The organism is Shinella sp. NM-101, from assembly GCF_021401195.1.
Taxonomy (GTDB): domain Bacteria; phylum Pseudomonadota; class Alphaproteobacteria; order Rhizobiales; family Rhizobiaceae; genus Shinella.
The window spans coordinates 158,519-175,756 of record NZ_JACBFT010000009.1 but is presented as its reverse complement, the minus strand read 5'-3'; the positions used below and the strand labels follow the sequence as shown (position 1 = coordinate 175,756).

17 protein-coding genes are annotated in these 17,238 nt (G+C 65.4%); 3 read left to right on the top strand and 14 right to left on the bottom strand.

The genetic code is table 11. The annotated features are described in order from the left end of the window. Positions 1-67 precede the first annotated feature (67 nt). The 5 genes from L0976_RS17910 to L0976_RS17890 all read right to left on the bottom strand — a co-directional run bounded on the left by L0976_RS17910 (position 68) and on the right by L0976_RS17890 (position 2,936). Positions 68-1,570 carry an AMP nucleosidase gene (locus L0976_RS17910; protein ID WP_203318317.1) on the bottom strand — a complete coding sequence of 501 codons (1,503 nt, stop codon included), beginning with the start codon at positions 1,568-1,570 and terminating at the stop codon, positions 68-70. Positions 1,571-1,630: 60 nt separating this feature from the next. After that, a complete protein-coding gene (locus L0976_RS17905) occupies positions 1,631-1,951 on the bottom strand; it encodes a YnfA family protein (protein WP_203318318.1) in 321 nt (106 codons plus the stop codon). A gap of 70 nt (positions 1,952-2,021) precedes the next feature. Then, positions 2,022-2,198: a hypothetical protein gene (locus tag L0976_RS17900; RefSeq protein WP_234188621.1), complete on the bottom strand. Its 177-nt coding sequence runs from the start codon at positions 2,196-2,198 to the stop codon at positions 2,022-2,024. A gap of 25 nt (positions 2,199-2,223) precedes the next feature. Beyond that, positions 2,224-2,388, bottom strand: coding sequence for a hypothetical protein (locus L0976_RS17895; protein WP_203319927.1), 165 nt, complete (start codon positions 2,386-2,388; stop codon positions 2,224-2,226). A gap of 209 nt (positions 2,389-2,597) precedes the next feature. Beyond that, positions 2,598-2,936: a DUF2147 domain-containing protein gene (locus tag L0976_RS17890; RefSeq protein WP_234188619.1), complete on the bottom strand. Its 339-nt coding sequence runs from the start codon at positions 2,934-2,936 to the stop codon at positions 2,598-2,600. Positions 2,937-3,402: 466 nt separating this feature from the next. On the opposite strand from L0976_RS17890, the gene L0976_RS17885 reads away from it, so the two are divergent. Further along, entirely contained in the window at positions 3,403-3,672 is a 270-nt protein-coding gene (locus L0976_RS17885; protein WP_203318321.1) for a sel1 repeat family protein, read from the top strand. Between the two features lie 87 nt (positions 3,673-3,759). Here L0976_RS17885 and L0976_RS17880 read toward each other — a convergent pair whose 3' ends face one another. The 4 genes from L0976_RS17880 to L0976_RS17865 all read right to left on the bottom strand — a co-directional run bounded on the left by L0976_RS17880 (position 3,760) and on the right by L0976_RS17865 (position 7,294). Next, positions 3,760-4,872: a pyridoxal phosphate-dependent aminotransferase gene (locus L0976_RS17880; protein WP_234188618.1), complete on the bottom strand. Its 1,113-nt coding sequence runs from the start codon at positions 4,870-4,872 to the stop codon at positions 3,760-3,762. A 170-nt stretch (positions 4,873-5,042) separates the two neighbouring features. Beyond that, entirely contained in the window at positions 5,043-5,471 is a 429-nt protein-coding gene (locus L0976_RS17875; protein ID WP_234188617.1) for a PilZ domain-containing protein, read from the bottom strand. Between the two features lie 91 nt (positions 5,472-5,562). Beyond that, complete coding sequence (locus L0976_RS17870) at positions 5,563-5,949, bottom strand: hypothetical protein (protein ID WP_234188616.1); 387 nt, start codon at positions 5,947-5,949, stop codon at positions 5,563-5,565. A gap of 121 nt (positions 5,950-6,070) precedes the next feature. Continuing rightward, positions 6,071-7,294 carry an acyl-CoA dehydrogenase gene (locus L0976_RS17865; RefSeq protein WP_203318325.1) on the bottom strand — a complete coding sequence of 408 codons (1,224 nt, stop codon included), beginning with the start codon at positions 7,292-7,294 and terminating at the stop codon, positions 6,071-6,073. A gap of 230 nt (positions 7,295-7,524) precedes the next feature. Between L0976_RS17865 and L0976_RS17860 the strand changes: the two genes are divergently transcribed. Further along, the gene (locus L0976_RS17860) at positions 7,525-8,553 is read left to right on the top strand and encodes a PHB depolymerase family esterase (RefSeq protein ID WP_234188615.1); all 1,029 of its coding nucleotides are present in this window, start codon (positions 7,525-7,527) and stop codon (positions 8,551-8,553) included. Positions 8,554-9,047: 494 nt separating this feature from the next. On the opposite strand, the gene iolB is transcribed toward L0976_RS17860, so the two are convergent. The 5 genes from iolB to L0976_RS17835 all read right to left on the bottom strand — a co-directional run bounded on the left by iolB (position 9,048) and on the right by L0976_RS17835 (position 15,920). Then, entirely contained in the window at positions 9,048-9,842 is a 795-nt protein-coding gene (gene iolB / locus L0976_RS17855) for a 5-deoxy-glucuronate isomerase (RefSeq protein WP_234188614.1), read from the bottom strand. 33 nt (positions 9,843-9,875) lie between these two features. Beyond that, complete coding sequence (gene iolE, locus L0976_RS17850) at positions 9,876-10,793, bottom strand: myo-inosose-2 dehydratase (RefSeq protein WP_234188613.1); 918 nt, start codon at positions 10,791-10,793, stop codon at positions 9,876-9,878. 179 nt (positions 10,794-10,972) lie between these two features. Further along, positions 10,973-12,823, bottom strand: a complete 1,851-nt coding sequence (gene iolD / locus L0976_RS17845; RefSeq protein ID WP_234188612.1) for a 3D-(3,5/4)-trihydroxycyclohexane-1,2-dione acylhydrolase (decyclizing) — start codon at positions 12,821-12,823, stop codon at positions 10,973-10,975. Positions 12,824-13,017: 194 nt separating this feature from the next. After that, positions 13,018-14,943 (bottom strand): 5-dehydro-2-deoxygluconokinase, encoded by a 1,926-nt coding sequence (gene iolC / locus L0976_RS17840; protein WP_234188609.1) that lies wholly within the window; start codon positions 14,941-14,943, stop codon positions 13,018-13,020. 104 nt (positions 14,944-15,047) lie between these two features. Beyond that, positions 15,048-15,920: a MurR/RpiR family transcriptional regulator gene (locus L0976_RS17835; protein WP_119258855.1), complete on the bottom strand. Its 873-nt coding sequence runs from the start codon at positions 15,918-15,920 to the stop codon at positions 15,048-15,050. Between the two features lie 190 nt (positions 15,921-16,110). Here L0976_RS17835 and L0976_RS17830 point away from each other — a divergent pair, with 190 nt between their 5' ends. Next, on the top strand, positions 16,111-17,232 hold the full coding sequence (locus tag L0976_RS17830) for a Gfo/Idh/MocA family protein (protein WP_234188607.1): 1,122 nt from the start codon (positions 16,111-16,113) through the stop codon (positions 17,230-17,232). The last annotated feature ends 6 nt before the right edge of the window (positions 17,233-17,238 follow it).

The following is a 17,238-nucleotide window of genomic DNA, read 5'->3' as shown; positions in this document are numbered from 1 at the left end:
AAACATCCCGGCACGTTCAAGCTATAGGGTGACTAGACCTTCCAGGCCGGCCTGTCCACCTTCGCCTCTACTGGAACGCCGTCTCGAAGAAGCTTCTCAGCTTGCGCGAATGCAGCTTCTCCGTCGGCATGCCGGCGAGTTTTTCCAGCGCCCGGATGCCGATCCTCAGGTGCTGGTTGACCTGGGTGCGGTAGAAGGCCGTGGCCATGCCGGGCAGTTTCAGTTCGCCGTGCAGCGGCTTGTCGGACACGCACAGCAGCGTGCCGTAGGGCACGCGGAAGCGGAAGCCGTTGGCGGCGATGGTGGCCGATTCCATGTCGAGCGCGATGGCGCGCGACTGGGAGAGGCGCTTGACCGGCCCGCGCTGGTCGCGCAGTTCCCAGTTGCGGTTGTCGATCGTGGCGACGGTGCCGGTGCGCATGATGCGCTTCAGGTCGTAGCCTTCGAGGCCCGTGACCTCCTCCACCGCGCTCTCCAGCGCCACCTGCACCTCGGCAAGCGCCGGGATCGGCACCCAGACCGGCAGGTCGTCGTCAAGGACGTGGTCCTCGCGCACATAGGCATGGGCGAGCACATAGTCGCCGAGCTTCTGGCTGTTGCGCAGGCCCGCGCAATGGCCGAGCATCAGCCAGGCATGCGGGCGCAGCACGGCGATATGGTCGGTGATCGTCTTGGCGTTGGAGGGGCCGACGCCGATATTGACGAGCGTGATGCCGCCATGGCCCCTCTTCTTGATGTGGTAGGCCGGCATTTGCGGCAGGCGGCCGGGCGTGATGTTCGGTTCCGGCCGGTCGGCACCTGCATGGGTGATGATATTGCCGGGCTCGACGAAGGCCGTATAGCCGTTGCCGCCCTCCGCCATCTGCTGGCGGGCCCATTCGCAGAACTCGTCGACATAGAACTGGTAGTTCGTGAAGAGCACGAAATTCTGGAAGTGGGTGGCGCTCGTGGCGGTGTAGTGGCTGAGCCGCGCGAGTGAATAGTCGATGCGCTGCGCGGTGAAGGGCGCGAGCGGCGAGGGCTCGCCGGGGCCGGGCTCGTAGGCGCCGTTGGCGATCTCGTCGTCGGTATTGGTCAGGTCCGGCGCGTCGAAGAGGTCGCGCAGCGGAAGCTCGATGCCTTCGGCGACGTGCGCCTCCACATGCGCGCCTTCCCCGAAGGCGAAATGCAGCGGGATGGGCGTCGTCGATTCCGAGACGATGACGCGCACGCCATGGTTACGCATCAGCAGACCGAGCTGCTCCTTGAGATAATGCCGGAAGAGCTTGGGCCGCGTGATGGTCGTCGTATAGACGCCCGGCGAGGCGACATAGCCGTAGGAAAGGCGCGAATCGACATGGCCGAAGCTCGTCGTCTCGATGCTGACCTGCGGGTAGCAGGCGCGAAAGCGGGTGTCGGGCGTACCGTTCTTGCCGAGCGACACGAAGGCATCCGTCAGGAAGGTCGTGTTGCGGTGGTAGAGGTCTTCGAGCGCGTCGACGGCGGCGACCGGATCGTCGAAGGACCGGGCCTCGAAGGGCTCCGGCGTGGCGAAGGAAAGCGGTTTCGGCGAAAAGACTGGCTTGCTCATGAATCACTATAGTTGTTGTTATTTGACAAGCAAACGACAAGTTCGGCGTGCCCGCAAGCCCTATCGCGGAGCAGCGAGGATGATGCCCGCGCCGGCGAGAGCCAGCGCCGCACCGGCAATATCGAAGCGGTCTGGGCGCAGGCCCTCGGCAAACCACAGCCAGAGCAGGGAGGCGGCGATATAGACGCCGCCATAGGCTGCGTAGGCGCGCCCCGCGAAGGCGCTGTCGGCCTGCGTCAGCAGCCAGCCGAAGAGGGCGAGGGACGCCATGCCGGGAAGAAGCCAGAGAACCGACTTGTCGAGCCGCCACCAGGCCCAGAAGGCGAAGCAGCCGGCGATCTCGGCAAGCGCGGCAATGGAAAAGACGAGGAGGGATTTCATCCGATGCTCCGGGCTGATGGCGCAAGGCCGGCCCGGTTTAGCATGGATCGGGGAAAGGCGGAGTCTCTTCTCAGCTCATCGACTGACGCTGGAGGGTGACGAAAAGCACGAGGCCCGCCCCCTTTTTCCCGATGCCGAGGCTGCCCGCATTGCTCCAGGCGAGGGCGCCGACCGGGGCGATCGTCATCGCCGAGAGGGCGAGGATGCGCAGGAAGGTGGCGGAGGTGCGGGCGAGGGCGGCGGTCATGGAAGGCATCCAGCGGTGGGCGGTGTCAGAGGGCGGCGCGGCACATGTGCGGCGTGGAGCACGCGACGAGCTTGCCGGAATTGTTGGGCGCGCTGCGGCGGTAGTCCGTCTCGACGGCGGCGGCCAGCATGATCGCGAAGACGGCCATCAGCAGGGTGATGATCGTGAGGCGGCGTGCGAGGATGTCCATGATTTTGTCCCTCATGCGAAATGTTTCGGTGTACCCGTTGTCGCACTTCGGGACTGAACGATCCCTGATGGCTCCATTCATCTCCCGTTCAGGAAAGGTGTGATTCGCCCGACGAGGGTGTGGCGCCGGTCCCGCGGACCGAAAAAGCCGGCGCGGTGCGCCGGCTTTGGAAGCGTGGGAGGCTGGCGCGGGCCGGCCGTGTGCTCCGGTCAGAGCCGCGACCAGGTCTGTGTCTTGCAGAGCACCGCGAGCACGCAGCCCTTCATGCGCAGCGAGCTGCCGCTGACCGCGCCCGACCCGCTGTAGGTCTTGTCGGTTTCCGGGTCGGTGATCGAGCCGGTATAGTCGGCGCCGGAACCGTCCAGCTTGCCGATGCGCTTGCCGGCGTGCTTGCCCGTCTTCAACGTGATGCAGAAACTGCCGCCGCATTTGGCGATGACGGCGGTCGCTCCGCTCGCCGTCTTCCAGTTGCCTTCGATCGGTTCGGCCGCCAGCGCGATGCCGGGCGCGGTAAGAAGGGCGGCGACGATCCATGTCCTCGGTTTCATTCTCTTCCTCCTCCAGAATGAGAGCCGGAATGTATCTTACGCACACGTAAAGGTAAATATGCGCATGACGGGATTTCCGGGGAAGTGCGGGGGGCTCCAGACGGGCAAGAATGTCTGCCGTGAAAAGGCGGTCGTTTTCCGTGGTTAGCGAAGGGTTGAAATCGCCGGTTGAACAATCGGTAAATTTTTAGCCGAATGCCGCTGTTTCCAAGGGGTGCGATGTTTAACGAAAATCCAATTTTACCAAGCGTTTGGATTTTGTTCGTCGCAAATTAAGCATGCATTTTAAGCGCATTTTGAAAGGCGGGCGGCATAGTGGAGCCATAAGACGAGCACGGAAAACCGGGCCGCAAAACTCCGAAGGAAGACCGGGCCGCAGAAGACGGCAGGCGCCCGAGGAGGCCCCAAAAGGGCAAAAAAAACAGGGCAATACGGCAGTAAACCAAAGAAGACAGGGACAATCGAAATGGCACGCTTTGACTTTCAGACCATCGAAACGGCCGCCATGATGGGCGGCGAGAACCGCGCCGAAATCTTCTGTGACATGGGCCTCATGTATGCCACGGGCCGTGGCTGCGACATCGACCTCGTTCAGGCGCACAAGTGGCTGAACATCGCCGCTATCAAGGGTTGCGAACGCGCCGCCGAGCTGCGCGCCGACCTTGCGGCGACGATGGCGAAGGCCGACCTCGCCAAGGCGCTGCGCGCCGCCCGCGAGTGGATGACGGTTCACTGAGAACCGGCCGGCAAGGCATCGGCGGCAGGCGGGCGATAAACGGCAAGAGAACCGGATCCGCCCGACTGTCTCCACATGCCCGGCCGGTCAGCCGAGGCCCTTCAGGACCTTCGGCAGGGCTTCCTCCAGCAGCGCCATGTCGGCTTGCGGCCCGACGCTGATGCGGATGCATCGGTTGAGGGGGGCGATGCCCGGCATGCGGATGAAGACGCCATGCTCCATCAGGCCGTCGACGATGGCCTTGGCGTGGGTGCCGTCCCGGCCGCAGTCGACGGTGACGAAATTGGTGGCGGAAGCGAGGGGGAGGAGGCCGTTCACCCGTGCGATTCCCGCGATGTGCTCGCGGGCCGCGGCGATGCGGCCGATGACGTCGGCCAGGTACGCCTGGTCCTTCAGCGCGGCGAGCGCCGCCTGGATCGACACGCGGGCCATGCCGAAATGATTGCGGATCTTGTCGAAGGCCTGCGCATTGCCGAGCGTGCCGATCGCATAGCCGATACGCGCGCCGGCAAGCCCGTAGGCCTTCGAGAAGGTGCGCATGCGCAGCACGTTCGGCTGGCCGATCAGCGCCGCGACCGGCGGGATCGTACCGGCCGGCGCCGTCTCGCCATAGGCTTCGTCGAGAATGAGCAGCGTCGTTTCCGGCAGCGCCCGCGCGAAGGAGACGACGCTTTCGGCGTCCCACCAGCTTCCCATCGGATTGTCCGGATTGGCGAAGTAGACGAGCGGCGCGTTTTCGCGGCGCACGGCCTCGGCAAGGCCTTCAAGGTCCTCCCGGTCGCCGGCATAGGGCACGGTGACGAGCCGCCCGCCGAAACCGTTCACATGGTAGTTGAAGGTCGGGTAACCGCCGAGCGAGGTTACGACCGGCGTGCCCGGCTCGACGACGAGCCGCGCGATCTCGCCGAGCAGCCCGTCGATGCCGCCGCCGATGGCGATATTGTCGCGCGAAACGCCATGGTGGAGGGCGAGCGCCTCGCGCAACTCGAAATTCTCCGGATCGCTGTACATCCAGGTCGTTCCGGCCGTAGCGCGCATGGCCTCCAGCACGGAGGGGGCCGGGCCGAAACCGCTTTCGTTGGCGCCGATGCGCGCCCTGACGGCAAGGCCGCGGTTGCGCTCGATGGCCTCCGGCCCCACGAAGGGCACGGTGGAGGGCAGGGTCTGGGCGAGGGCGGTGAAACGGGAAAATGCGGACATGAAAAGCGCCTGGAGAACGGTGGAACGGTGGGAAGGCACCGGCCGCCGCCACGAGGCGCCCGCCGGAATCGCTCTTCCGACGGCACCCTAAAGCATGTCGCGCAAAAGTGCGCAGCGGTTTTGCCGCGACGGCATGCGAAAAAGCAAGACGCGCCCGCAGAGGCGACGTGTCAGGTGATGGCGGAGCCCACGCCGCCTCTTTCCACGCCGGCCATGTAGCGGCGCTCCTCCTTCTTCGGACGACCCTGGCCGGCGCCGGTGAAATAGTCGGAGCGCACGATGGAGTGCAGCAGTTCCTCGTCGATTTCCTTGATGAACTGCACCCCGACGCGGCTGTCGGTGCGGTAGACCTCCGCGCAGCCGATGCGCGAGGTGACGCCGACGATGGAGAGGTAGTAGTGGAGCGGCAGGCCGATCGTCGTGGTGACGGTGAAGCTGGCACCGCCTCGCGAGATGTCGATGAGCTTGCAGCTCCGCAGCTTCGGCGCCGCAAGGTCAAGGCCGACGGTCATCAGCATGCCCTGCCGGTTGACCGCGAAACGATCCCACTTACGCTCGTAAAGTCCCGCGGCGGACCGCGGATCGGCACCCAGGCTCATTGGCACACTCCCGATGGGGACATCATGTCCGGCTGATGGGGGCAGTGTTGCAGGCGACCGTTTTGTTTCGTTGAAACAAATGCTTAAAAGTTTAATCGCCTTGATTTTTGACGGTGCCTGCCGACGCGTCCTGCGTCGCGGCCGGCCGTCCGAGCACGAGATTGAGGAAATCGACGTCGAGGTGCATGTTGAAGCGCACCGTCATCTCCTCGCCGTCACGCTTGAATTCCGTGCAGGGAATCTCGTCGCGGATGCCGTGGATCTCCAGATAGAAGTTCTCGGGCAATGTCAGCGTCTTGTTGATCGAGATCACCGCCCCGGCGCTCGAAATGCTGCGGATGAGGCAGGTGTAGCGCATCGCCGTGCTGAGATGGTGGCCGATCGGCGTGATGTAGCCCGGTTTGTCGAGGCGATACTGGACGAAGCTGCGCTTGGGGTTGCGCAGGTGGACCTGGTCGTGGACGGTTTCGAGGGGCACGGTTCCCTCCCGCTTCTGTTGCCTGGATTCCACTGTATCGAAACGGGATGGACAAAAAGTGAAGGCGGCCGCCCGCATTTTAGCGAACGGCCGCCGGAGATGTCGCCGGTGCCAGGCCGCCTTACTGGAAGGCCTGGAGCCCCGTCTGCGCGCGGCCGAGGATCAGCGCGTGGATGTCGTGCGTGCCCTCGTAGGTGTTGACGGCTTCAAGGTTCATGACGTGGCGGATGACGCCGTATTCGTCCGAGACGCCGTTGCCGCCGTGCATGTCGCGGGAAACGCGGGCGATGTCGAGCGCCTTGCCGCAATTGTTGCGCTTCATCAGCGAGATCAGCTCGGCAGGGGCGCGGTGCTCGTCGAAGAGACGGCCGAGGCGCAGCGCGCCCTGCAGGCCGAGCGCGATCTCGGTCTCCATGTCGGCCAGCTTCTTTTGGATGAGCTGGGTGGCGGCGAGCGGCTTGCCGAACTGCTTGCGGTCGAGCGTGTACTGGCGCGCGGCGTGCCAGCAGAATTCGGCGGCGCCCATCGCGCCCCAGGCGATGCCGTAGCGGGCGCGGTTGAGGCAGCCGAACGGGCCGGCGAGACCGGCGACTTCCGGCAGCAGGTTCTCGTCGGGAACGAAGACGTCCTGCATCATGATCATGCCGGTGACGGAGGCGCGCAGCGAGAATTTGCCCTCGATCTTCGGCGTCTCGAAGCCCTTCATGCCGCGTTCCAGCACGAAGCCCTTGATCTTGCCGTCATGCGCGTCGGACTTGGCCCAGACGACCGCGACATCGGCGATCGGCGAATTGGTGATCCAGTTCTTGGCGCCCGAGACGAGATAGCCGCCGTCGACCTTCTTGGCGCGGGTGATCATGGAGGAGGGGTCCGAGCCATGGTCCGGCTCGGTGAGGCCGAAGCAGCCGACCCATTCGCCGGAGGCGAGCTTGGGGAGATACTTCCTGCGCGTCTCTTCCGTGCCGTAGGCGAAGATCGGGTGCATGACGAGGGAGGACTGCACGGACATGGCCGAGCGGTAGCCGGAATCGACGCGCTCGACTTCGCGGGCGACGAGGCCGTAGGAAACGTAGTTGGCGCCGACGCCACCATATTCCTCGGGGATCGTCGGGCCGAGCAGGCCGAGTTCACCCATCTCGCTCATGATCTCGCGGTGGAAGATTTCGTGACGGTTCGCCTCGGTGACGCGGGAGGCCAGCTTGTCCTGGCAATAGGCGCGGGCCGTGTCGCGGATCATGCGCTCTTCGTCGGTCAGCTGGTCCTCGAGGAGGAAGGGGTCGGCCCAGTCGAAGGGCGCCATCTTGGCGCGGGCCTGTTCCGGAGTGACGCCGTGGTGCTCGCTCATTGCTTCCATCCTGTCGCGGTTTTGTCGTTGCAGAAGTGCTACATCAGCTTGCCTTCATCCGAAAGGGCGGGAACGAAAGCGAGGGGCGAACGCTTTGGCTATTTATGAATGCCCTCATGAGTTCGCAGAATGAGCCATCCCCCTTAAATTCGCCCCTTCTGCCTTGATCCTGTCCTTCACGAGGCGCATGTAGCCTGACGATGAGCAATTCCACGAAAGAGAGGCCGGGCATGCGAGACCGCTTCAAGAGGTCGGTCGAGCGGCTGGTGCCGACCGAGGCGCGGCTGGGCGACCTGCTCTGGCCCTTCCACCGTACACCCGAGCGCAAGACGCCCGCCACTCGCCGCCGTCCGGCAGGCGGCTCGCCGCTTGTAGAGGTCACGGATTTCGGCAGCAATCCCGGCTGTCTGCGCATGTTCGCGCATATTCCCGAAGGCCTGCCCGCCGGGCGGCCGCTCGTACTGGTGCTGCACGGCTGCCAGCAGGATGCCGAAAGCTACGACCGCGCCGCCGGCTGGGCGTCGCTTGCAGACGAGCGCGGCTTTGCCGTCGTCTATGCCCAGCAGCGCGAGGCGAACAATCCGCGGCTCTGCTTCACCTGGTTCCGCCCGAGCGAGGTCACGCGCGACCGCGGCGAGCTGATGTCGATCCGCCAGATGGTGGCGCATGCCGCCGAACAGGCGGGCAGCGACCCGCAGCGCATCTTCATCACCGGCCTTTCCGCCGGCGGGGCGATGACGGCCGCGATGCTGGCGAACTATCCCGAGCTTTTCGCCGGCGGTGCAGTCATCGCAGGCCTTCCCTTCGGCGCGGCGCGCGACGCCACCCGCGCCTTCGACGCGATGAAGGAGGCTCCCGAGCGCACCGCCCGCGAATGGTCCGACCTCGTCCGCAACGTCTCGCCGACCATCCCCCGCAAGCCGGCCATCTCGATCTGGCACGGCACGGCGGACGATACTGTCTCCCTCTCCAACGGCCTCGCCCTCGTCGAGCAATGGCGCGACCTCTACCGCCTGCCGAAGGACGCCTTCGTGGAAAAGCGCATGAAGGGCCGCCGCACGCGCATCTGGCCCGACAAGGATGGCAAGGCCCTCGTCACCTTCCACGAAATCGACGGCATGGGCCACGGTACGCCGGTAATGACCGGCGAGGGCGGCGGCCATGCGGTATCCGCCGAGCCGTTCATGCTGGAGGCGGGGTTTTCGTCGACACTGGAGATTGCCAGGGCATGGGGTTTGACGCGGAAGTGGAAGCGGTAGGCGCTGCGCCATTCTTTTCCGTTCGCCCCTCACCCTAACCCTTGTGACTTGGACTTTGCTTCCCGGACTGGCCGGTTCGAGGGGATTGGCGATCAAGCCCGATAACCCTGAGAACTTGAAGTTCGTGGGAGAGCAAGGGACACTCGCCAGGATTTCCCAAGCCCGTACAGTCGCTTGGGCCAAGCTCCGGCCGGGGACCAAGCCCGCTATGCGCAAGGACGGGACACTGAAATTCTCAACAAGCTCCTCATTCCCAAGCCCTTTCTTGGCCTGCAGCTCAAGACAGTCGCTCTCCCCGCAAGCGGGGAGAGGGGGCTTGCCCCACGCAACGTTGGAGGGTCGGGAAAAACGGCGCGGCATATCCCTTCTCCCCGCCTGCGGGGAGAACGTGCCGGCAGGCGGATGAGGGGCAACCGGCATGGGCGGCGTGATGTGTTGAACTATCGGGCCGCCCCGTTCGAAGGGAGGCGGTCAGGCAACGGCCTCGCCAGGGCTCACCCCAGCAGCCACTCATGCTCCTTGGCGTTGTGGAACTTCCACACCCGCTTCGGCCCCGCCATCACGTTGAGATAGTAGAGATCGTAGCCGTGGATGGTGGCGCAGGGGTGGTAGCCCTTCGGCACCAGCGTCACGTCGCCGTCCTCCACCGCCATGGCTTCATCGAGCGAGCGGTCGTCGGTGTAGACGCGCTGGAAGGCGAAGCCCTGCGGCGGGTTGATGCGGTGGTAGTAGGTCTCTTCCAGCAGGCTTTCGTTCGGCAGGTCGTCCCGGTCGTGCTTGTGCGAGGGATAGGACGAGGTGTTGCCGCTCGGGGTGATGACCTCGACCACGAGCAGCGAATGGGCCGAATTATCGTCTTCCGGCATGATGTTGTAGACGTGGCGGACATTCGAGCCCTTGCCACGCGAAAGCTTCGGATGGGTGCCCGGCGGAATGGCCTTCGCCTCATGGTCGCCGCCGCCGGGTGCCGAGCAGACGGCGAGCTCCAGGTCGGTTTCCGCCGTCACCGACCAGTTGGAATCGGCGGGGATGTAGAGCGCATGCGGCGCACCCTCGAAGGGGTTCATGCGCTCGCCGAGGACGCCGAAATCCTTGCCGCCCGCCGTCGCCTTGCCCTTGCCGGAAATCCACACGAGGCAGACCTCGCGGCTTCCCGTTTCCGCCGCGACGATCTCGCCCGGCTTCATGCGGTGCAGGTCGAAGCCGACATAGGTCCAGCCGGCGCTTTCGGGCGTCACATGGCTGACGCGGCCATGGGTGCCGTTCGGTTTTACGAGGAGGTTCGGCATGGGCATGTTCCTTTCATTCGGCGTCCGGGACGGTCAGCCCTTCGGGAAACCTTCCGTCTCCACGATATAACCCGCGGCGGTCATGACGCGCATCAGTTCTGCGTGGCCGATCTCGGCCATTTTCTGCGGCGGCGCCTTGCGCGGGTCCTGCTCGGCTTCCACCACGAACCAGCCTTCATAGCCGTAATCGGCCAGCTTCTGCACGATGGCTTCGAAATCGAGCGAGCCGTCGCCCGGCGCGGTGAAGGCGCCGAGCGCCACCGCGTCGAGGAAGGACTGCCGGCTGCGGTCGAGGCCGTCGACCACGGAACGGCGGATATCCTTCACATGGACATGGTTGATGCGGGTATGGTGGTTGTCGATGGCGCGCAAAACGTCGCCGCCGGCAAAGGCGAGGTGCCCGGCGTCGAGCAGCAGCGGAATGCCTTCGCCGGAGGCCTTCATGAAGGCGTCGAGTTCCGGCTCGGTCTCCACGACGGCCGCCATGTGGTGATGGTAGGAGAGCGGCATGCCCTGTTCCGTGCACCATTCGCCGAATTCCGTCAGCTTGCGGCCATAGGCCTTCATCTCGTCGTCGGAAAGGCGCGGCTTGGTGGCGAGCGGCTTCGAGCGGTCGCCCTGGATGGAGCGGCCGACCTCGCCATAGACGATGCAGGGCGCATTGACGGCCTTGAACAGCTCGATCATCGGCGCGATACGGTCCTTGTTGGCGGCGAGCTCCTCGTCGACCAGCGTGCCGGAGAACCAGCCGCCGCAAAGCGTCACGTCGGCCGCGCGCAGGATCGGCAGCATTTCCTCGGGGGTGCCGGGGAAGCGGCGGCCCTGCTCCATGCCGGTAAAGCCGGCGCTGCGCGACTGGCGAAGGCACTCCTCAAGCGAGACGTCGTCGCTGAGTTCAGGAAGGTCGTCGTTCCACCAGGCGATGGGCGACATGCCGAGTTTGGCTTTCATCTGGGTCTCCTTGGGGAAGGCAAACGGCCTTCCGGTATCATTATCTCTCCCTGCCTCTCCTCCGTCATCCTCGGGCTTGACCCGAGGATCCATGCCCCGAACTGTTTGTCTGCTGCGTCGGTAGATCCTCGGGTCAAGCCCGAGGATGACGGAGAGGAGGAGAGGGGGCGTTGTCCGTCCTAACCGAGGCTCTGCGCCGCGCGGGCCTTCACATAGGCCTCGCGCGCCTTGTTGACCTCGGCCCGGGGGCTCACCTCCGGCACGGCGACGTCCCACCAGTGCCCGCCTTCCTGCGTCGTGATCAGCGGGTCGGTGTCGATGACGATGACCGAGGTGCGCTCGTTCGCCTTGCTCTCCTCAATGGCCGCTTCGAGATCGGCGATGGAGGAGACCTTGACGGCGACGGCTCCCATGCTCTCGGCATGGGCGCGGAAGTCGATATCCGGCATGGTCTCGATCATCGCGTCCTTGAGCAGGTTGTTGAAGTTGGCGCCGCCGGTGCCCATCTGCAGGCGGTTGATGCAGCCGTAGCCGCGGTTGTCGAGTACGACGACGGTCAGCTTCCTGCCGAGCATGATCGAGGTGGAAAGCTCGGAATTCATCATCATGTAGGAGCCGTCGCCGACCATGACGACGACATCCGCCTCCGGCCGGGCCAGCTTGACGCCGAGCGCCCCGGCGATCTCGTAGCCCATGCAGGAAAAGCCGTATTCCATGTGGTAGCCGCCGGGCTTCACCGCCTGCCAGAGCTTGTGCAGCTCGCCCGGAAGCCCGCCCGCCGCGCAGACCAGCACGGAATTCTCCCCGCCGATGGTACGCTGCACCGCGCCGATGACCTGCGCGTCGGAAGGAAGGTCGGCATTGGTCGGCGCGGTCGCCCGGTTCGCCGCCGTCATCCATTCGTCCTTGCGGGCCTTGGCCGAAGCTTCCACCGAGGCCGGGGCCTTCCAGCCGCCGAGCGCTTCCGAAAGCAGCGTCAGCCCCTCGCGCGCGTCGGAAACGAGCGGCTGGCTGTCATGCTTGGTAGCATCGAAGGCGACGGTGTTGAGGCCGATCATCTTCAGCTTCTCATTCTTGAAGAGTGCCCAGGAGCCGGTCGTGAAGTCCTGCATGCGCGTGCCGACGGCGAGGATGACGTCCGCCTCCTCGGCAAAGGCATTGGCGGCGGAGGTGCCGGTGACGCCGATGGAGCCCATGCAGAGCGGATGGTCGTCCGGGATCGCCGACTTGCCCGCCTGGGTGACGGCGACCGGAATGCCGTGCATGCCGGCGAAGGCTCTGAGTTCGGCGGTCGCCTGCGAATAGAGCACGCCGCCGCCGGCAAGGATCAGCGGCTTTTCCGCCTTGCGCAGCGTCGAGATGGCGGCGGCAAGCTCGTCGCTGTCCGGCCGCGGGCGGCGCTGCGTCCAGACCTTCTCTTCGAAGAGGCTCGCCGGATAGTCGTAGGCCTCGGCCTGCACGTCCTGGCAGAGCGAGAGCGTCACCGGGCCGCAATCGACGGGGTCGGTCAGCACCTGCATGGTGCGCTTCAGCGCCGGGATGATCTGTTCGGGGCGGGTGATGCGGTCGAAATAGCGCGAGACGCAGCGGAAGGCGTCGTTGACGGAGACGGTGCCGTCGCCGAAATCCTCGATCTGCTGGAGCACCGGATCGGGAATGCGGTTGGCGAAGACGTCGCCGGGCAGGAACAGGACGGGCAGGCGATTGACATGCGCGACGCCGGCGGCCGTCACCATGTTGAGCGCGCCGGGGCCGATGGAGGTCGTGCAGGCCATGAAGCGCTGGCGGAAGCTCGCCTTGGCGAAGGCGACGGCGGCATGCGCCATGCCCTGCTCGTTATGGGCGCGCAGCGTCGGCAGTTCCTCGCGCACCTGGTAGAGCGCCTCGCCCATGCCCGCGACGTTGCCATGGCCGAAAATGGCCCAGACACCGGCGAAGATCGGCACCTTCCTACCGTCCACGACGGTCATCTGCGCCTTCAGGAAATGCGCGACGGCCTGCGCCATCGTCAGCCGGATCGTCTTTGCCATGGTATTCCTCCCGCTCGTCTCGTCCATGTCGTTTTTCCCCTCCCCAACCCCTCCCCACAAGGGGGAGGGGCTAACCTGCCGAACCGCTTTTCCAGAACACACCCCTGCTTCAAGCAGCAGCGGGGCATGGAAATGAAGGTGGCGCGGCATCGCAAGCCCCTCGCCTTGTGGGGAGGGGTTGGGGAAGGGTCTTCCTATTTCAATCCGCGCGTCCCGAGCCACGCATCGGTCAGCGCACGGAACCGGCCGGCCATATCGGCGATGGCCGCCTCGTCGTCCATCCTGCCAGCCATCCAGGCGCGCGCCGCATCGGCGAAGATCGTGCGGCCGACGGCAAAGCCCTTGACGGCCGGCGCCACCTTCGTTGCCTCGAAGGCCTTGACCAGGTCCTCCGTCGGCGCCTCCAGCCCGAGCAGCACGATGCCACGGCACCAGGCGTCGTTCCGGGCGATCACCGCCTCGATGTTCCGCCATGCCTCCGGGGAGGCCTGCGGCTCCAGCTTCCACCAGTCCGGCTTGATGCCGAGATCGTAGAGCTCCTGCAGCGCCGTGGAGATCGTATCGTCCTTGAGCGGCCCGTTCTTGCCGGCGATGATCTCGACCAGCAGCTCGCGCCCGACGCGGCGCGCGGCCTCGAAGAGCGTGCGCAGCTTCTCCTGCTGCTCCTGCTTGAGCGCGGCCGGATCGTCGGGATGGTAGAAGCACAGGCATTTGATGCAGTGGTCGAGCGGCCATTCCACGAGCTGCGAGCCGATGTCCTGGCTGAATTCGAAGCGCAGCGGCTTGGAACCCGGCAGCTCGACCGGCCGGCCGAGCCACGAGAAATCCTTGGTGGCGGCGTCGAAGAAGGCGTCGCGCCCGAAGCGTTCGTCGATCAGCATGCCGTAGCCCGGCCGCCCCCCGGCGACCCGCGCGGCGGCTTCCACGGTGAGGCGCTTGAATTCGGAGATCTTCTCGTGCGGCACGCCGAGTTCGTCGGCGACGTCGACGAGCTGCATGCGATGGTCGCAGGCGAGCGCCATGAGGAGCGGAATGTCGCCCTGCTTGCGGTTCGTCGCCCAGTGGATGTGGTTGATCGCCTCGTCCCTGCGCAGCGCCCGGTGCTTGCTGCCGTTCTTCAGGAAGAATTCCAGCTCCTCCCAGCTCGGATATTCCGGGGAGCAGAGCAGGCGCGAGACGGCAAACGCGCCGCAGGCATTGGCCCAGGTCGCGCAGGTCGCGTGGTCCTCGCCCTTGAGCCAGCCGCGCAGGAAGCCCGACATGAAGGCATCGCCCGCGCCGAGCACGTTATAGACCTCGATAGGAAAGCCCTGGCCGACCACGCCGTCTTCCAGGTCGTCGGAGATCGGGCCGTCATAGACGATGCAGCCCATCGCGCCGCGTTTCAGGACGATGGTGGCGGCGGAGATCGCGCGGATCGCCTTCAGCGAGGAAAGCACGTCGTCCGCGCCCGAGGCGATCATGATCTCCTCCTCGGTGCCGACGATGAGGTCGCAATCCGGCAGCACGGATTTCATGATGGCCGAGACGCGGTCGGACTTCACATAGCGCTCGAAACCCTCGGCATGGCCGGCAAGGCCCCAAAGGTTCGGGCGGTAGTCGATGTCGAAGACGACCTTGCCGCCGCTCTCCTTGGCGATGCGGATCGCCTTGCGCTGCGCGGCCTCGGTGTTGGGACGGGAAAAGTGCGTGCCGGAAACCAGCACGGCGCGCGAGGAGCGCACGAAGGCTTCGTCCACGTCGCCCTCGTCGAGCGCCATGTCGGCGCAGTCGGTGCGCACGAAGATCATCGGCGAAACGCCCTCGGATTCGATGGCGAGCAGCACCAGCGCCGTCAGCCGCTCCTTGTCGGTCCTGATGCCCTCGACATTGACGCCCTCGCGGGCGGATTGCTCGCGGATGAAGCGGCCCATCTGCTCGTCGCCGACGCGGGTGATGAGCGCGGACTTGAGGCCGAGGCGGGCGGTGCCGATGGCGATATTGGCGGGGCAGCCGCCGACGGATTTCGCGAAGGAGGCCGTGTCTTCCAGGCGCGTGCCGAGCTGCTGGCCATAAAGATCGACGGACGAGCGGCCGATCGTGATGACGTCGAGCGTCTTCGTCTGGTCCGTATGGGGCATGTCTTCCTCCCGGTCTTGCGGCGCCGTCGTGGATGCGCGGCGGACGTCGGGAAAATGAAACATGAATTCCATTATTCTGTCAATTCGGAATATACATTCCGTTTCTATTCCACAGCATTCCCTTTGGGCGAACGCTTGAGGCTGCGCCGCCGCTCGGCGATGGCGACCGGCAGCGCCATGGCGAGCGCGATGGAGGCGGAAAGCGAGCGGAAGCCGGCATAGTCGGCCTCCGACACCTCAAACCAGTGGGTGGCGGAGGCGGCGAGGGGGGAGAAGACGGAATCGGTGATGGCGACGATGGGCACGCCCCGGGCGGCGAGCTCCTGCGCCTGCGTCAGGCTTTCGGCGGCATAGGGCGCGAAGCTTGCGGCGATCACCGCGTCCCGGGTCGTTGCGAACTGCGTCATTTCGGGGTCGATGCCGTTCGGCGATGCGATGATCTGGTGGCGGATGCCGAGCTTGCCGAAGGCATAGGCGATATGCGCCGTCAGCGGATAGGAGCGCCGCTTGGCGACGAGATAGATGGTTTCCGCCCGGGCGAGCAGGTCGACGGCCTTGGAGAAGGTCTCGCCGTCGATGGTGCCGGCGAGCCGCGCCACCGACTGGCTCGCCGCCGTCAGGAAGCCGGAGAGCAGTTCCGCGTCGCTGTTGGCGGCCGGCCCCGCCTCCAGCGAGAGCATGCGCTCCTCGTAGGAAAGCGTGCGGTCGCGCAGCCGCGCGCGAAAGACGTTCTGGAGGTCGGAAAAGCCTTCGTAGCCGAGGTGATGGGCAAGGCGCACCAGCGTCGAAGGCTGCACGTCGGCCGCCGTCGCGATGCTCGCCGCGGTGCCGAAGGCCATGTCGTCCGGGTTGGAAAGCGCATAGGCCGCCACCTGCGCCAGCCGCTTCGGCATGGTCGCCTTGCGCTCGATGATGACGCTGCGCAGGCTGTCGAAATCGCGGGGCACGCGCGTGAGGGCCGCTTCGCTGCTGTTCATGGATCTGTCCTCCTCGGGCGGCCATTCTGCGACAAATGAAATAAATATTCCATATCGTCGGAAAAGATAGTTTTCGTTCCAAATCTTTCCCGCTATGGATGGCGCAAGGCGCGCCCTCAGCGCGAGGTATATCAACTCTTGCAAAACTGCGTAGCGGTTTTGCGAGGGCCGGAGACGATGGAGGATTGTCATGAAGGCCTTGGGTATCGGACTGATCGGCACGGGTTACATGGGCAAGTGCCATGCGCTCGCCTGGAACAATGTCAGCACCGTCTTCGGCGATGTCGAGCGCCCGCGCCTCGTGCATCTCGCCGAGGCCAATACCGGGCTCGCGGCAAGCCGCGCCCGCGAATTCGGCTTCGCAAGATCCACCGCCGACTGGCGCGACCTCCTGTCCGATCCCGAGATCGACGTCATTTCCGTCACCACGCCGAACCAGTTCCATGCCGAGATGGCGATTGCCGCGCTCGAGGCCGGCAAGCATGTCTGGTGCGAGAAGCCGATGGCGCCGGCCTTCGCCGATGCCGAGCGCATGCTCGCCGCCCAGCGCGCGTCGGGCAAGGTCGCCGTGATGGGCTACAATTACATCCAGAATCCGGTGATGCGGCACATCCGCCTGCTGCTCGACGAGGGCCGCATCGGTACGGTCAACCATGTCCGCATCGAGATGGACGAGGACTTCATGGCCGATCCGGACGCACCCTTCTACTGGAAGAGCGAGGCATCCTCCGGCTACGGCGCGCTCGACGACTTCGCCGTGCACCCGCTTTCGCTGCTCTGGAGCCTCTTCGGCCATGTCGAGGCCGTCATCGCCTCGCTGGCCAAACCCTATGCCGAGCGCCCGCTTAAGGAGGGCGGTCGCCGCGCCGTCGAGAACCACGATATCGCCAGTGTCCTGATGCGCCTTCCCGGCGGCATTTCCGGCGTGCTGATGGCCAACCGCTCCGCCTGGGGCCGCAAGGGCCGCATCGCCCTGCAGATCTACGGCTCGAAGGGCTCGATCCTCTACGACCAGGAGCGCATGAACGAGTTCCAGCTCTACACGACCGAAGGCCGCGCCACCGAACAGGGCTTTTCCACAGTCCTGACCGCGCCGCACCACAGGCCTTACGACCGCTTCATCCCGGCGCCCGGCCACGGCCTCGGCTTCAACGATCTCAAGGTCATCGAATGCCGCGAGCTGATCGCCGCAATCGCCGGCATGGCCTCGCATTCCATTGATTTCAATCACGGCCTGCGCATCGAGCAATCCGTGCACGCCATGGCGCGGTCGTTCCGCGAGGGATGCTGGGTGGAGATTGCCTCCGTATGAGTCGAG

Bases quoted from the DNA above. Each gene is read 5' to 3' on its own strand.
- L0976_RS17860 (WP_234188615.1), top strand. From the start codon at position 7,525: ATGCGAGACCGCTTCAAGAGGTCGGTCGAGCGGCTGGTGCCGACCGAG.
- L0976_RS17900 (WP_234188621.1), bottom strand. From the start codon at position 2,198: ATGACCGCCGCCCTCGCCCGCACCTCCGCCACCTTCCTGCGCATCCTC.
- L0976_RS17905 (WP_203318318.1), bottom strand. From the start codon at position 1,951: ATGAAATCCCTCCTCGTCTTTTCCATTGCCGCGCTTGCCGAGATCGCC.
- iolB (WP_234188614.1), bottom strand. From the start codon at position 9,842: ATGCCGAACCTCCTCGTAAAACCGAACGGCACCCATGGCCGCGTCAGC.
- L0976_RS17885 (WP_203318321.1), top strand. From the start codon at position 3,403: ATGGCACGCTTTGACTTTCAGACCATCGAAACGGCCGCCATGATGGGC.
- L0976_RS17890 (WP_234188619.1), bottom strand. From the start codon at position 2,936: ATGAAACCGAGGACATGGATCGTCGCCGCCCTTCTTACCGCGCCCGGC.
- L0976_RS17910 (WP_203318317.1), bottom strand. From the start codon at position 1,570: ATGAGCAAGCCAGTCTTTTCGCCGAAACCGCTTTCCTTCGCCACGCCG.
- L0976_RS17835 (WP_119258855.1), bottom strand. From the start codon at position 15,920: ATGAACAGCAGCGAAGCGGCCCTCACGCGCGTGCCCCGCGATTTCGAC.
- L0976_RS17830 (WP_234188607.1), top strand. From the start codon at position 16,111: ATGAAGGCCTTGGGTATCGGACTGATCGGCACGGGTTACATGGGCAAG.
- iolE (WP_234188613.1), bottom strand. From the start codon at position 10,793: ATGAAAGCCAAACTCGGCATGTCGCCCATCGCCTGGTGGAACGACGAC.
- L0976_RS17895 (WP_203319927.1), bottom strand. From the start codon at position 2,388: ATGGACATCCTCGCACGCCGCCTCACGATCATCACCCTGCTGATGGCC.
- iolC (WP_234188609.1), bottom strand. From the start codon at position 14,943: ATGCCCCATACGGACCAGACGAAGACGCTCGACGTCATCACGATCGGC.
- L0976_RS17865 (WP_203318325.1), bottom strand. From the start codon at position 7,294: ATGAGCGAGCACCACGGCGTCACTCCGGAACAGGCCCGCGCCAAGATG.
- iolD (WP_234188612.1), bottom strand. From the start codon at position 12,823: ATGGCAAAGACGATCCGGCTGACGATGGCGCAGGCCGTCGCGCATTTC.
- L0976_RS17880 (WP_234188618.1), bottom strand. From the start codon at position 4,872: ATGTCCGCATTTTCCCGTTTCACCGCCCTCGCCCAGACCCTGCCCTCC.
- L0976_RS17875 (WP_234188617.1), bottom strand. From the start codon at position 5,471: ATGAGCCTGGGTGCCGATCCGCGGTCCGCCGCGGGACTTTACGAGCGT.